The sequence below is a fragment of the Planococcus sp. APC 3906 genome, from assembly GCF_030407685.1.
Taxonomy (GTDB): domain Bacteria; phylum Bacillota; class Bacilli; order Bacillales_A; family Planococcaceae; genus Planococcus; species Planococcus koreensis.
Map to the genome: position 1 here is coordinate 1 of NZ_JASDCW010000034.1, position 14,416 is coordinate 14,416.

Genomic DNA, 14,416 nt, shown 5'->3' on the forward strand with positions numbered 1-14,416 from the left:
TTTAGTTTCGCTAACGATTCATCTAAAAAAGGAAAGCTGCCTCTTGCATTTCCGAAAAAAAGGCGTATCATCCTTAAATAGATATTAAACATCCATAATGGATATTAAACGTAGATGAAAGAGGTGCTAACCATGCAATTGACCAAAGGGGTAGAGCAAGCCATTTGCATCATCGTGCTGCTGGCGACACAGGAAAGCAGTGCGCCACTCGCTTCAGATGAAATCAGCAAAAGGCTGGGCGTTTCGCCTTCCTATATGAAAAAGATCATCCGGAAATTGGTGGTCCAGGGCATTGCCGTGTCGGTTCCCGGAAACAATGGCGGCGTGTCGCTGGCGAAGCCGGCAACGGAGATTACGATGCTCGATGCGATTGAAGCGATGGAAGGGCCGATTCAATTGTATCCGGATACCGGATTGATCAGCCTGGCTTTTCAGGACGGCCAATACGCACAAAAAGGGCAGGAACTGCTGCGCAGCGTTTTTGCGCAAGGAGACCGCTTGCTGATTGAGTATTTGTCCAAAGTGACAGCGGCTGACTTGCTGAAAGAAGGCTTGGGCACATCGAATTTGCCGACCTTGAACTGGAACCGCGAAACCTTGAGCGACGTGATCAACAAAGAACAGGATGATGTAAAGTGAAAATGCTGAAACGGGAATGGCAGCAATTGCTTGCCAAACCGCTCTTATTGGGCACGATGATTGTGATGATGTTCATCCCGATTATTTACGGAGGATTTTTTCTCGGTTCATCGTGGGACCCTTATGGGAAAACAGAACGCTTGCCGGTGGCGGTCGTCAACGAAGATGTGGCGTCGGATTATGAAGGTGAGACGTTTGCCGTGGGCGACGAACTCGTGGGCAATTTGAAAGAAAACGACTCGCTCGAATGGCATTTTACGGATGCGAAAGACGCCGAACGCGGAATGGAAGCTGGCGATTATTTCATGGTGCTGACCATTCCGGAAGATTTCTCGGCAAATGCGGCTTCGGTTATGGGCGACCATCCGAAAGCCATGAACTTGCAGTATGAAACGAACCCGGGCCGCGGCTTTTTCATCGAAGCGGTCAGCAAACAGGCAACAACGGAGATCAAAGAAGACATCGCTGAAAACGTGACCAAAGAATACGTCAAAGCGGTGTTTGCGCAAATTGACACGCTTGGCGAAGGCTTAGGTGAAGCGGCAGAAGGTGCGGAAGAACTGGATGAAGGAACAATCCGCCTGCAGGAAGGAAATGAAGCGTTGACTGCCGGGCTGAGCGAACTTTCAGCAGGCAGCTTGACGTTCCAGGAAGGCGCCGAAAAATTGGAAATCGGCGTCAGCCAATTCGTAGGCGGGGCAAACGCGTTGAACAAAGGGGCAGCAAGCCTGAACAAAGGTGTTTCTGCTTATACCGAAGGCGTGGGCAAACTGCAAAACGGCATGTCGAGCCTTGCTGAAGGGACGGCAGAGCTGAACCAGAACGGCTCGCAGCTCGTCCAAGGTTCAGAAAAGCTGGCACAAGGGCTCGGTTCGCTGGTGCCGGGAGCGGCACAATTGAATGACGGCCTGACGGAAACCCAGCGCGGCAGTGCACAGCTGGATAACGGCCTGCACGAATTGCAGGCGCAGACGAGCGGCTTGGCGGACATTCAGCAATTGGTTGCCGGCCAGGCGGCGCTTGGCGATGGCCTTGCCGAATTGGCAGCAGGCAGTTCAGCGCTCGAAGAAGGACTCGGCGCATTGAATAATAACTTGCCTGCAAGGGAACAAATCGAGAGTTTGCAGCAAGGGCTCGCGGGCATCCAGGACAGCGTCAGCCAATTGAATGGCATTGTTTCGGCTAGCGGCGGGCAAGACGCATCCAGTCTGCAAGCGAATTTGGCGGCGGCACAGCAAAGTGCCGATGCCTTGCAAGCTGCTTCCTCAATAACGGCAGTGGCGGCGCTGCAGGCGTCTCCCGCTTACAGCAATTTGACTGAAGAGCAACAAGCAGAATTGTCCGCTGCAGTCAGCGGCGGCGCAGAACAGCAAGCGGCGGCTCAGCAACAGGCGATTGAAGCGCTTGAGGCAAACCTCGCGGCGGTATCGGCTGACTTGAACGAACAAGTAATTCCGGCATTCCAGTCGCTTGGTTCATTGCCGCAGCAAATCGCGGGCTTGAACAGCGCTGTCGAAGGGGTGAATCCGGCGGCTGCGCAGGCACTCGGCGGGTATTCGAGCATCAACGACGCACTTTCAGGCAAGCTGATTCCAGGAGCGGCAGCGCTCTCAGCGGGAGCGGATGAAGCGGTGCAAGGCAGCGGCAAACTATTGGCCGGCACCGAAAAGGCGGCGGCAGGGTTGCCGCAGCTTACGGAAGCAATCGACCGTTTGGCTCAAGGCAGTTCTTCATTGAATGAAGGCGTGTCATCACTTGCTGCCGGTTCACAGGGGCTCGTGGAAGGCGCAAGCGCTTTGCAGCAAGGGTCCGTGGAATTGGAGAAAGGCACTGCGGCCTATGCAGCCGGTGTGTCCCAAGCGGCACAAGGCGCGGATGAGCTTCAGCAGGGAACTAACAAACTCGCGGCAAACTCGGCCGATCTGAATTCCGGCGCAGGTCAATTGGCGGATGGGGCTTTACGTTTAGCCGAAGGGATTCCAGCACTTTCCGGCGGCGTGGGTGAACTGGCCGGCGGAGCAGCAGAACTGCGCAATGGGGCAGGACAGCTCGAGAATGGATCGCTTGAAATCGGTGATGGCATGGGGCAATTGGAAGAAGGCTCGGCCGAACTGGCGGGGAGCTTGTCTGACGGAGCCCAAGACGTAAACGATGCACAAGCAGAAGAGGCCAATTTCGAGATGATTGCTGCTCCGGCAACCGCAACCGAAAGCCAGCGCAGCGAAGTGCCGAACTACGGCCATGCACTGGCGCCGTATATTTTATCGCTCGGCCTCTTTGTCGGTGCGCTGTCGTTCAATTTGGTGTTTCCAATCAATGCACCAGCAGGGCGCCCGACGTCCGGCACGGCCTGGTGGCTCAGCAAATTCTCACTCGGCTTTGTGCAGGCGACTTCAGCGGCATTGATCGTTGATGCCATCATGCTACTCGGCTTCCACCTTCAAGTGGAGCATACCGGCGAATTTGTCGCGGTCTCGGTCATCACGTCGCTGACGTACATGTTTTTGATCATGTTCCTCGGCATGACGTTTGGCAATCCGGGACGCTTTGTGGCGATGATCCTGCTCGTGCTTCAATTGGGCGCGAGCGGCGGCATGTTCCCGGTAGAGCTGACAAACGGATTTTTCCAGAAAGTGCACGATTTTGTGCCGATGAGCTACGCGATTCTCGGCTTCCGGGAAGCGATGTCCTCGGCCTACAGCACGGATACTTTTTTGATGAGCATCTCGGTGCTCGGCGCTTTCTTCCTGCTTTTCAATGTGCTCTTGTGGCTCGTGCTTTCTCTGCGCAGCCGCAAAGCATTCAGGCTGGCGGAAGAAAACTGACGGCTGGAACCGCATAGCGATATGCGGTTCTTTTTTTGGTTCTATACTAAATGTAGGAGTGTTCAAACAATTTGACCCGAAAAAAGACACGCAATCTCCAACTTCTTTTATACTTGAAATGTCGAATAATAAGTAAAAAAAGAGGAGATGCGTGCACTTGAATATTCCCATGAAATTCTCCGGATTAGAAGATGTGATGGTGACAAAAATGGAACAGGTGGAGGCCCGCGTGGCCCTGCATGTGGAACTGGCAGTGCGGCCACACTAGTGTCCGCGTTGCCTTTTCAGAGCGCTTGAAACGTTTACTTTTATAAACCGTTTAATAAGAAGAATACAATAAAGAAAAAGGTGTGGCAGGAAGTTCAGCGAACTAAGTAATGATGGTCTATCCGATATGCAAGAAATGCCTTTGGTCGTTTTTCTTTTAACACCGATCGTTTTATTCTAGGAATTTCTCCCCTAAACAAACAGTATTTTAAACCGTAATTTCTTTATTCAAACGAAGAGGTGGAAAAATGAAGAAATCGCTCATGTGTGTGCTGATCGTCTTATTGGCTGTTATGTCAGGGTGTAATAACAATAAGAAAAGCGAGGAAGAGCAGCAAATTCTGGAGAATGTATGGACATATATACAAGGGACAGATATGCCGAAGGATGAGGAATGGGAAAACGCTTGGCTAAATGGAGAAATCGAAGAAATTGAAGTATCGGATGAGATGGCCAGCTATACCGATGTAGATGAGAAATACCGTGGGCAAACCATATTTCTGGTGACTCCGGTGTTTGAAACGGAGCTTGTGGCATATCCGAGCATCTTAGTGGATCAAGAAACGAAGAAAGTGATTGGCGAACTGCCGGGAGAATAAAAAGGCTGCTTGTGACCATTTTAGTAAAGTGAATTGTGCTATTTTAAGGGAACACGCCAAAACGAACAGGAGCTGAAGAACATGCTATCCATCGATCCAAAAGACAACACCGAGCGCGAGAATTATAAATTATTGGTCGGTTCCGTGATTCCGCGGCCGATTGCGTTTGTCACGACCCAGTCGGAAGCGGGAGTGGTCAACGGGGCACCGTTCAGCTATTTCAATATCGTGTCGTCCAATCCGCCGATGCTGTCGCTGGCGATACAGCGCCCCGCGAGTGGAATGAAAGATACAGCGCGCAATATTTACGAAAACGGGGAATTCGTCGTGCACATCGTCGACGGCGACAATGTCGCGAAGATTAACGAGACATCTGCATCCTTGCCGCCATCGGAAAGTGAAGTGGAGATGACCGGACTGACAGCGGTTCCGAGTACAGCGGTATCGGTGCCGGGCATCGCCGAATCGAAAGTGCGCATGGAATGCCGCTTGGTGCAGGCCGTGCCGTTCGGCGGCGAAGGGGCGGGCAGCGATTTGTTCATCGGCGAAATTATCCAGTTCCATGTCGACGAGGCGATTTACGAAAACGGACGCATCGATCCGAGGGGCCTCGATGCTGTCAGCCGTTTGGCAGGCGCGAACTACGCGGCGATCGGGGAGATTTTTGAGATAGCGAGACCGAAATGAGTGTGGAGAGAGACGCTTCTCAGCTAGTGCCGGTTAAACTCCAGCCAGTTCATGTTAATAGCTGGCTAGTTCATGTTGACTCTCCCGCACTTCATGTTAACGCCTGGCTAAGTCATGTTAACTGGGATTTAGTTCATGTTAACGAGTGAACCTGCCACCATAAACCAATAGATGGATGCATTTCGCCTCGGCGAAATGCGCTCTTTCTTTTAATGGAGCTGTTCGCCGGGGCGAACGGCTTTTCCATTTACGCTCTTGAACTGAAATCGGAGAGACACCGTTCAGCTGGTTCAGTTGCATACTTGGATTTAAGGACAGCATGAAACAGAACTTGTTTCACTTGTTCCTTGTGATCCGCATTTGCAATATTTTGTCTTGTACTTGAAGAATGTACGAAGGTGTGACAAGATAGACGAGAAAAGAAAACCAATAATTTCATAAAAACATGTGGGGGGATCGGTGTTGCCGATTGAGAGAATATCCGTGAGATATTGACCCTTGGAACCTGATCTGGTTAATACCAGCGGAGGGAACATATTCGAATCGGTATGATTTGTCATAATATGCGCCTAAGGTTTCTATAACCTTGGGCGCTTTTTTGTACCCCAAATTTGATATGTCCCTTGTTTCAGCTTGATTTTATGAGATAAATCAAAGGGGGAAAAACAGGATGAAGAAATGGTCGGTCTTACTGGCATCTGTGTTGTTGATGGCAGCGTGCACGAACGGCACAGACAGCAGTTCTGGCAAGAATGAAGCGCCAGAACAAGAGGGATTGAAAAAAGTGACAATGGTCTTGGATTGGACACCGAATACCAATCACACCGGTTTGTATGTGGCGCAGAAAAATGGCTACTTTGAAGAACAAGGGCTGGATGTTGACATCGTCATGCCCGGGGAAGCCGGAGCGAATCAGCTGGTGGCCTCGAATCAGGCAGAGTTCGGCATCGGAGCGCAGGAAAGCCTGACGGAAGCGAGAGTCCAGGGCATTCCGATTGTGTCCATTGCGGCGGTTATCCAGCATAATACATCCGGCTTTGCCTCGCCTGCGGAAAAAGGCATCGAATCCCCGAAAGATTATGAAGGGAAAGCGTATGGCGGTTGGGGAGCGCCGGTCGAAAAAGCGGTGCTCAGTTCCATCATGGAACCGGAAAAGGCGGATGTGGAACAAGTGGAAATCCTCAGTATCGGCAACACCGACTTTTTCACAGCCGTGCAGCGGGACATTGATTTTGCCTGGATTTACTACGGTTGGACCGGCATAGAAGCCGAGTTGCGGGGAGAAGAATTGAATATGCAGTATTTGACGGATTACTCGAAAAAGCTGGATTATTACACACCGGTTCTCATATCGAATGAAGAAATGATTAAAAACGACCCGGAGACCGTGGCAGCTTTTACAAAAGCCGCATCGCAAGGCTATCAATTTGCCATCGAGCAGCCGGAACAAGCGGCGGACATCCTGATTGAAGCGGTTCCGGATTTGGATGCTGAACTTGTGAAGGCGAGCCAGCAATGGCTGTCGCCGAAATACCAGGATGATGCATCCCGCTGGGGCGAGCAAAAACCGGAAGTATGGCTGGACTATGCAACGTGGATGCTGGACAATGGCCTGCTCGAAAAGGAGCTTGAAGTGGATCAGGCTTACACCAACGAATTTTTGCCAAAGGAGGAGAATAACTGATGGGAAACGCATTGCTGAGTATTCAAATCATACCTAAAACGAAAGGCGGAGAAGATGTCATTCCGTACGTCGACAAAGCCATCGCCATAATTGAACAATCCGGAGTGAAATACCAGGTCAATCCGTTGGAAACGACGATGGAAGGGGACTTGACGGAACTTTTTGCGATTGTCGAGAAAATGAACGAAGCGATGATCGAGAACGGCAGCCGCAATGTCATCTCCCAGATCAAAGTGCTTTATCAGCCAGAATGGGCTTCGATGGATGCATTGACGGAGAAATACCGGCCATGAGCTTGTGGCGAAAAGGCTGGAGACCCGTTTCGGTCCTCATCCTGTTATTGGTCAGCTGGCAAGTGCTGAGCGGGGTCTTTGCCATTCCGGAATGGCTCCTGCCAACCCCTGCGCAGATTGGCATCGAAGCATGGCAAAGCTGGCCGGATTACCGCAGCCACTTGTTTGCCACGATCCGGCTGTCCATCATTGGCCTGTTGATCGGCACATTGATCGGCTTGGGCGTGGCGGTGGGCCTTCATCTTGTTCCCAAACTGAAAGAAACTTTTTACCCGCTGCTGATCGTATCGCAAAACATCCCGATAATTGTATTGGCCCCTTTGCTGATCATCTGGTTCGGTTTCGGCCTGCTGCCGAAACTGGTCATCATTGTGCTCGTCTGCTTTTTCCCGATTACGATCGCCGCATTGGATGGCTTCAGGCAGACGAGCGGGGAATTGCTGCATTATATGAAAATGGCAGGAGCCACAAAGCGCCAGATTTTTTGGAAGCTGGAATGGCCGCACGCCCTGCCTTCCATTTTTTCCGGTTTGAAAATCGCGGCAACCTACAGCGTCATGGGCGCAGTGATTTCTGAGTGGTTGGGTGCGCAAGAAGGCATCGGGGTCTACATGACGCTCGCTTCGTCTTCATTTCAAACCGCTAAAGTATTCGTGGCCATCTTGTTGATCATGGGGCTGAGCCTGATTTTTTTTGCCGGTATCGTATTTTTGGAAAAGCGGATTATTCGCTGGAAAGCAAGCGGAGGAGGAAGCGGACATGGCTGAGCTGGTGATCGATCAAGTAACAAAATCCTTTGATGGAAATGAAGTGCTGAAAAACGTATCTTTTCAAATTAAAAAAGATGAATTCGTGGCGGTCCTTGGCCCTTCCGGCAGCGGGAAAAGCACCTTGTTCCATTTGATCGGCGGCCTTTACACACCGGACAGCGGCGATATCCTGCTGGATGGCAAGAAGATCAACGGCCTAAAAGGCTCCATCAGCTATATGCCGCAGAGTCCCTCTTTGTTCCCGTGGCGGACTGTTTTGGAAAATGTCCTGCTCGGAGCTGAGCTGACAGGGAAAAAAGAGCCGCAAGCAGCCATGCAGATGCTGGACAAAGCGGGGCTCAAAGGATATGAGGGCGCTTACCCGCATCAATTGTCCGGCGGGATGAAACAGCGGGCGGCATTTATTCGCAGCTTGTTGAGCCCGCAGCCGCTCATCTGCCTCGATGAACCATTTTCGGCGCTTGATGAATTTACGCGGTCGGAAATGCAAAAATGGCTGCTTTCCATTTGGCAAGAGAATAAACGCTCGATTCTGTTTGTGACGCATAACATCGAAGAGGCGCTTTTTTTAGCTGACCGCATCCTTGTGTTATCGGAAAAACCGGCGAATGTCGCAGCCCAATTCAAAGTGGACTTCCCAAGGCCGAGAGAAGAAGGCATCACCATGACAGAAGAGTTCCTGCATTATAAGAAAGCCATTTATAAAGTGTTAAAGAAAGGAACGACTGAATGATGAAGCAGTTGGAGGGATGGACCGTGTTCAAACAAGAGGACATACACATGATCAGAAGCCAATCCCAGCAAACCGAAGAGGCGGGGACCGTTTCACAGGAGCTGCTGGAGTTTATGTACGAAGAAAAACTGTTTAAATTATTTGTGTCGGAAGAGCTGGGCGGGCGTATGCTGCCGCTGCCAGAAGCGTTGCGTGTCTTTCAGCAAGCTTCCCGGATAGACGGCAATTTCGGCTGGCTCGTCGCCATCGGCTCAGGGGGAGGGATGTTTGTTCCGCATATCCAAAGCCAATGGGCGCAGCCCTTATTCAGCCCAAAGGAAGCTGTGCTTGCAGGGAGCGGACATCCGAATGGGATTGCTAAGAAAGTGGCAGGAGGGTACCGGGTTACGGGTGAATGGAAATATTGCAGCGGCGCCCCTTATGCCGCTTTTTTTACCGCCAATGCGGTAATGGAGACGGACCAACGTGTGCGCAGTTTTGTTTTTATGCCGGAGCAAGTGACCATTAATCCGGATTGGCAAGCGTTCGGCCTAAAAGGAACGGGCAGCCATTCCATCACCGTCCAGGATACGTTTGTTCCGGAAGACAGGACTTTCAGTTTGCTGGAACAGCCCAATGACTTGCGCGGCGCTGTGCATTCATTCCCGTTCGTGCCTTTTTCGGTAGCTTCCTTCGCGGCAGTGTGTCTGGGAATCGGCGAACATTTTTTCGAAGAAGCGGAATTGCTGGCAGACAAATATCGGGAAGATGGATCCGGTGAAGAATCGGACCGCTATCATTTCGTTCGGTCGCAAGTAGAACAGCAGGAACGAAAAGTGGCCGAAGCGATTGCGGACTTCCATCAAAAAGGAGACAGCTTATGGGCCATCCATGCAGCCGGGAACGGCATGGCTGAAGCCGAGTTGCAGGAATACATGGATACAAGCAAGCGGGCAGCCAGTTTAGTTATCCAAGCGGCTGATTTACTGATTCGGCTTTTCGGCATGGAAGGGGTCATGGAAAAAGCGGCCATCAACCGCATTTGGCGGGATCTCCATACGGCAGGCCAGCATACATTTCTGAAGCCAAGTGGAACATAGTCTGAGGAGAGAAGTAATGCGGAAGCGTTCGATAATGCAAAACAAGTATCCCTGCTTTTATAGCTACTCCGTCCAATGCCCCAACTGAGTAGCAGAGAACTTTAGAATGGGTAAAGCTTTTCTGTGAGAATGATATATGCTTTTATGAAAGAAAATCTTAAATTCAACTGAAGCCAGCTTTCCGTAACCCAACCGGAAAGCTGGCTTTTTGTATGCAAAGGAAAGAGCGGTGCCTTATTTTTCATTCATGCAGAAAGCACTTGCGCTTTACGTTAACGTCAATGCTAAACTGGAACTATCAAAAAAATCTGACAAGGAGGCGGAAGATGAAAACAATACGGGAAGCTGCGGAGGAGTTTGGGGTGACGACGCGCACAATCCGTTATTACGAAGAACTGGGAATGCTGAAGCCGGAGCGGACATCCGCCAATCAGCGGATGTTTTCGAATGCCGAAATTGCGAAGCTGAAGCTCATCGACAGAGGAAAGAAATACGGCTTTACATTGGATGAGATCAAGGAAATGGTGCTGCTGTTCGATGCGGACCGGTCAGGCAAAAAGCAGCTGGAACGCACGATCGAATACGGGAAAAAGCAAATTCAAGTAATGGAAGAACGCATCGGGGAACTCGAAAAGACAAAAAAAGAAATGGAGTTCCTGCTTGGCGAATTTTCAGCAAAGCTATCAAAACTAAAGGGGATGGGAAAATGAATCTTTCACAATTGCTCGAGCGGAATGCACGGAAATATCCAGACAGGGAGGCAGTGGTCGGGATGGGCCAGCGCTTGACGTTCCTAGAGATGGAACGGCTTGCCAACAATTTGGCGTATTCTTTGAAGAATCGCGGAATTGGCCGCGGGGACAAAGTCGTCTTGTTCATGCCGAACGTTCCGGAATTCATTGTCGCTTATTTTGCGGTACAGCGTTTAAATGCGGTCATCGTTCCCGTAAATGCGAAATTGGGGCAAAAAGAGATTGACTACATACTGGAGCATTCTGATGCGAAAGCGCTCTTTGCACATGAGCTGCTGTTTGGCGCCGTAAAACACCTGCAAAAGGAAAATGTCTTGTTGATCAAAACGGGTGAAGCGGCGGAAGGATGGGAAGCATTCAGCGAACTGGCAAACACGCAATCGAAAGAAAAAATTTCATCCGATGCGCAAGACGATGAACCATCAACAATTCTCTATACCTCAGGGACTACCGGCAAGCCAAAGGGCGTGCTGTTCAGCCACCGCAATATCTTGACGGTCGCAGGGATGATCTGCGTCGAAATGGAAATGAAACCGGAGAGCCGCCTGTTGCACATGATGCCGCTCAGCCATTCCGCGCCGCTGCATCTATTCCTTGCAGCGGGGATGATTGTCGGGGCCAAGCATGTGCTCGTACCGACGTTTACGCCGGATTTATTGTTGGATGCGGTTGAACAGGAAGAGACGACACATTTCTTCGGGGCACCGGTCGCTTATTTGATGACTGCAAAGCATCCGGATATCGCAAAGCGCAACCTGTCTTCGATGAAATGGTGGATTTATGGCAGCGCACCGCTTTCTGCAGGGGAAGTGAAATTTGTCCAAGAAGCTTTCCGCACCGATAATTTGGTTTGCGTGTATGGTCTGACAGAAGCGGGGCCGAGTGGGACCTTGATGACGGGTCCGGAACATGCGGAAAAAGCGGGCAGCATCGGCAAGCGGGCAGCTCTCCATACGGAAATTCGAATCGTGGACGATGCCGGACAGGATGTGAAGCCTGGCGAAGTCGGGGAAATCCTGCTTCGCGGAGAAGGCAATATGCTCGGCTATTATAAAAATGACGAAGCGACAAAAGAAACATTCACTGGCGACTGGCTAAAAACCGGGGACTTGGCAAAATTCGATGAAGACGGCTTTATCTGGATTGTTGACCGGAAAAAAGATTTGATCATTTCTGGCGGTGTGAACATCTACCCGAAAGAAATCGAAGAAGTGCTGCTCGCGCATCCGGACATCCACGAAACGGCTGTCATTGGCGTGCCGCACGCGGAATGGGGCGAGACGGTGAAAGCATATTTTGCCGCATCACGGGAAATCAGCGCGGACGAATTGAAAGCTTTCGCCTCGGAGCAATTGGCGAGCTTCAAAGTGCCGAGAATTCTCGAACAAATGGATGCGCTGCCGCGGAACGCATCCGGAAAAATACTCAAGCAGCCACTGCGGGAAGGAAGTGCCTGAATGGTCGTTTTAAAAGGTTCAGCACCAACAGGTGAACGCAATTTCTACGAACCGGATAAAACCTTGAAAAACATATTGGCGGAACGGTTGCCAAAAGATTTTTTCGAATATGCAGAGCGGGAACTTGCTGCTTTTGGAAAGCTCGCAGCGAATGACATCGATGAACGCGCACGCCATACCGACCGGGAAGGGCAGCCGCGGCTTGAGAAGTACGACCGGCTCGGGGAGGATATCTCCCATGTCTGGGTCAATGAAGGCTATAAAAAGACCGTGGATGAAACGTATCGGACGGGAATCGTCGGCTATGTCCACAAGGAAATTCCAGAACTCGGCCGAAAAGGCAATTATGTCTATAGTTTTGCACAAGGCTATCTCTTGTCGCAGTCGGAACCCGGCTTTTACTGCCCAGTGACGTTGACGATGGCAACGGCGTATTTGCTGGATCATTTCGCAGATGAAGACATTAAAACGCGCTTTTTGCCGCATGTTTGCGCAACTGGCGACACTGAACTATTCGAAGGCGCAACGTTTTTGACAGAACGCCAAGGCGGTTCGGATGTCGGCGCAAATGTCGTGAAGGCAGTTGCGTACCAGGGCGGCTATCGCTTATACGGAGAGAAATACTTTGCCTCGAATGCTGGAATGGCAGGTGTCGCAATGGTGCTTGCGCGCATTGAAGGCGCCGCAGAAGGGTCGAAAGGGCTGACCTTGTTCGCGGTGCCGTGGAAAGTGGACGGCCAATTGAACGGCATCCGCATCCGCCGGTTAAAGGACAAGCTCGGCGTCCGGGCCGTTCCTTCCGGGGAAGTCGAGTTTGAAGGAGCGCAGGCGTTTGTCGTCGGCGACCCGAAAATGGGCCTCAAGTATATGATGGAAGCGCTGAATTTGTCCCGGATCTGCAATGCGGTCGCTTCGATCGGCATCATGAAACGGGCGCTTGATGAAGCAGCCGAATATGCAGAGCGCCGCAACGCGTTCGGGCAAAAGCTCACCGACTTCCCGATGGTGCAGGACAGCTTGATGAAACTGCGCGCCAAGCAAGAGTTTGAAACTGCGGCGATTTTTGATCTCATCGCCCTGTACGACCGGGTCACTTCTGGGGAAGCTGCGCCAGAGGAACAAATATTAAGCCGCTTGCTCATCGCGATTTTGAAAAAGGAATCTGCTGAACAAGCGATCCACTTTTCCCACGAAGCAATCGAAATGCACGGCGGCAACGGCTATATCGAAGATTTCGTCACCCCGAGGCTGCTGCGGGACGCACAGGTGCTGACGGTGTGGGAAGGCACAGCGAATATTCTCGGATTGGAACTGATCCGCCTCGTCAATAAATTCAGCGCGCATACCGTATTTGTTCGCCATATCAAGGCGCGCCTTGAAAAACTGCAGCCAACCAATGATGTCAAGCTGCTGCAGGAGAAAATGGCAAAGCTGCACGAAGAACTCAATTTATTTGCAGGCTCTGATGCCGCGCTCCAAAGTTTTGATGCGAAAAAATTAATGCAAAAAATGGCGCAGCTGTTTGAAAACACAGTAGCGCTCGAATGGTCAGAAAAACACGGAGGCATTTACAAACCGCTTTCCGCGATTTTCACGGAGCTGACGTGGGAGACACGGCGAACAGGCGGTGAAATGAAAACGGTGAAATATTTTAATTCGGTGATGGGTGGATAGAAGCTTTACAGCTGATTTATCAGCAGAAGCGATTGCGTTAGGCCATTTAAAATTATAAGTAAAGCTTTGATCAGACCGTTAATTCGCAATTGAATTAACGGTTTTTTTATGCTTTTAAATATACAGTTGTAAAATAATTGTAAGAAAAGTGAATCTATTCAAAAATTCAATCGTACTACAACTATAAACTCTTTTGTTGGAAGTGCCAGCAGGCATTTTAAATAATTTATGAGGAGGAATCTTAATGGGGATTATTGAAAAAAACGAATACGAAGCTACGAAAAAAATATCCGGTATGCTGCTTTTAATTTTTGCTAGTGCTGTGATTACAGGGTGTTCAGCTACTGGTGCAGATCCGGAGGAAACAGCCGATAAAAGTGAACAAGCGATTCAGGCTGTCATCGAAAAGGAATTCAATGGACCGGATGAGAAGTACGAAGAACTTTTGGATGCAGCGATGGAAGCCCAGATTTCAGAAAAATACAGTGAGGATTATGAAGCTTATTTAGAATCACCTGAATACGAAGCGTTAATGGGTTATATGGAAGAAACCTATGCTCCCTATTTTACAGACAACGGCTATGACAACTTCATCAATCAAGCTGCCTTTATGTATTCGACTTTTGATGGCGAGTATCAATTAAGCACATCTGCGATTGAAATAGCTCAAAATGAAAAAGAACCAACGCTATATGATTTTACTTTCCAAGTGGAATACACAGATGAGAACGGCGAATCAAGCCAATTCAATTTCGAAGGAGATGCAATCGCTCCGGAAGAAGGAAAAATCGGTAAGATTCAATATTTGGATGGATTTGAGGATGGACTGCTTGCAAAGCTGCAAAACAATGAATAAAACAGGTTCACTAAACGCTGCCTTCGGGTGGCGTTTTTGCAGTTAAGAGGATCTTTCGGATGCTGGTTACATTTTTTCGCTTTGTCGATTAAAATGCAGGA

13 protein-coding genes and 1 riboswitch are annotated in these 14,416 nt (G+C 50.1%); all 13 genes read left to right on the forward strand.

The features are described from left to right. Positions 1–132 precede the first annotated feature (132 nt). The 13 genes from QMA09_RS15100 (at position 133) to QMA09_RS15160 (ending at position 14,315) form a co-directional block, all read left to right on the forward strand. Positions 133–639 carry an RrF2 family transcriptional regulator gene (locus QMA09_RS15100; RefSeq protein ID WP_135504393.1) on the forward strand — a complete coding sequence of 169 codons (507 nt, stop codon included), beginning with the start codon at positions 133–135 and terminating at the stop codon, positions 637–639. 2 nt (positions 640–641) lie between these two features. Beyond that, entirely contained in the window at positions 642–3,464 is a 2,823-nt protein-coding gene (locus QMA09_RS15105) for a YhgE/Pip domain-containing protein (RefSeq protein WP_290213723.1), read from the forward strand. A 515-nt stretch (positions 3,465–3,979) separates the two neighbouring features. Beyond that, positions 3,980–4,330, forward strand: coding sequence for a hypothetical protein (locus QMA09_RS15110; RefSeq protein ID WP_290213694.1), 351 nt, complete (start codon positions 3,980–3,982; stop codon positions 4,328–4,330). Positions 4,331–4,411: 81 nt separating this feature from the next. Beyond that, entirely contained in the window at positions 4,412–5,017 is a 606-nt protein-coding gene (locus QMA09_RS15115) for a flavin reductase family protein (protein ID WP_290213695.1), read from the forward strand. 439 nt (positions 5,018–5,456) lie between these two features. Next, positions 5,457–5,566: riboswitch (TPP riboswitch) on the forward strand. Positions 5,567–5,687: 121 nt separating this feature from the next. Beyond that, positions 5,688–6,701, forward strand: coding sequence for an ABC transporter substrate-binding protein (locus QMA09_RS15120; protein WP_290213696.1), 1,014 nt, complete (start codon positions 5,688–5,690; stop codon positions 6,699–6,701). Next, positions 6,701–6,994 (forward strand): thiamine-binding protein, encoded by a 294-nt coding sequence (locus QMA09_RS15125; RefSeq protein WP_290213697.1) that lies wholly within the window; start codon positions 6,701–6,703, stop codon positions 6,992–6,994. The genes QMA09_RS15120 and QMA09_RS15125 overlap by 1 nt, the downstream gene beginning before the upstream one ends. Then, positions 6,991–7,761: an ABC transporter permease gene (locus tag QMA09_RS15130; protein ID WP_290213698.1), complete on the forward strand. Its 771-nt coding sequence runs from the start codon at positions 6,991–6,993 to the stop codon at positions 7,759–7,761. The genes QMA09_RS15125 and QMA09_RS15130 overlap by 4 nt, the downstream gene beginning before the upstream one ends. Next, positions 7,754–8,497 (forward strand): ABC transporter ATP-binding protein, encoded by a 744-nt coding sequence (locus QMA09_RS15135; protein WP_290213699.1) that lies wholly within the window; start codon positions 7,754–7,756, stop codon positions 8,495–8,497. The genes QMA09_RS15130 and QMA09_RS15135 overlap by 8 nt, the downstream gene beginning before the upstream one ends. Before the next feature lie 47 nt (positions 8,498–8,544). Beyond that, positions 8,545–9,576, forward strand: coding sequence for an acyl-CoA dehydrogenase family protein (locus QMA09_RS15140; RefSeq protein WP_290213700.1), 1,032 nt, complete (start codon positions 8,545–8,547; stop codon positions 9,574–9,576). A 326-nt stretch (positions 9,577–9,902) separates the two neighbouring features. Further along, a complete protein-coding gene (locus tag QMA09_RS15145) occupies positions 9,903–10,286 on the forward strand; it encodes a MerR family transcriptional regulator (protein WP_290213701.1) in 384 nt (127 codons plus the stop codon). Continuing rightward, positions 10,283–11,785, forward strand: a complete 1,503-nt coding sequence (locus tag QMA09_RS15150; protein ID WP_290213702.1) for a class I adenylate-forming enzyme family protein — start codon at positions 10,283–10,285, stop codon at positions 11,783–11,785. Before QMA09_RS15145 ends, QMA09_RS15150 begins: the two co-directional genes overlap by 4 nt. Continuing rightward, a complete protein-coding gene (locus QMA09_RS15155) occupies positions 11,786–13,459 on the forward strand; it encodes an acyl-CoA dehydrogenase family protein (protein WP_290213703.1) in 1,674 nt (557 codons plus the stop codon). A 244-nt stretch (positions 13,460–13,703) separates the two neighbouring features. Then, positions 13,704–14,315, forward strand: a complete 612-nt coding sequence (locus QMA09_RS15160) for a hypothetical protein (RefSeq protein ID WP_290213704.1) — start codon at positions 13,704–13,706, stop codon at positions 14,313–14,315. Positions 14,316–14,416 lie beyond the last annotated feature (101 nt).

Coding starts and splice junctions, on each gene's coding strand:
- QMA09_RS15100 (WP_135504393.1), top strand. CDS start 133: ATGCAATTGACCAAAGGGGTAGAGCAAGCCATTTGCATCATCGTGCTG.
- QMA09_RS15105 (WP_290213723.1), top strand. CDS start 642: ATGCTGAAACGGGAATGGCAGCAATTGCTTGCCAAACCGCTCTTATTG.
- QMA09_RS15110 (WP_290213694.1), top strand. CDS start 3,980: ATGAAGAAATCGCTCATGTGTGTGCTGATCGTCTTATTGGCTGTTATG.
- QMA09_RS15115 (WP_290213695.1), top strand. CDS start 4,412: ATGCTATCCATCGATCCAAAAGACAACACCGAGCGCGAGAATTATAAA.
- QMA09_RS15120 (WP_290213696.1), top strand. CDS start 5,688: ATGAAGAAATGGTCGGTCTTACTGGCATCTGTGTTGTTGATGGCAGCG.
- QMA09_RS15125 (WP_290213697.1), top strand. CDS start 6,701: ATGGGAAACGCATTGCTGAGTATTCAAATCATACCTAAAACGAAAGGC.
- QMA09_RS15130 (WP_290213698.1), top strand. CDS start 6,991: ATGAGCTTGTGGCGAAAAGGCTGGAGACCCGTTTCGGTCCTCATCCTG.
- QMA09_RS15135 (WP_290213699.1), top strand. CDS start 7,754: ATGGCTGAGCTGGTGATCGATCAAGTAACAAAATCCTTTGATGGAAAT.
- QMA09_RS15140 (WP_290213700.1), top strand. CDS start 8,545: ATGATCAGAAGCCAATCCCAGCAAACCGAAGAGGCGGGGACCGTTTCA.
- QMA09_RS15145 (WP_290213701.1), top strand. CDS start 9,903: ATGAAAACAATACGGGAAGCTGCGGAGGAGTTTGGGGTGACGACGCGC.
- QMA09_RS15150 (WP_290213702.1), top strand. CDS start 10,283: ATGAATCTTTCACAATTGCTCGAGCGGAATGCACGGAAATATCCAGAC.
- QMA09_RS15155 (WP_290213703.1), top strand. CDS start 11,786: ATGGTCGTTTTAAAAGGTTCAGCACCAACAGGTGAACGCAATTTCTAC.
- QMA09_RS15160 (WP_290213704.1), top strand. CDS start 13,704: ATGGGGATTATTGAAAAAAACGAATACGAAGCTACGAAAAAAATATCC.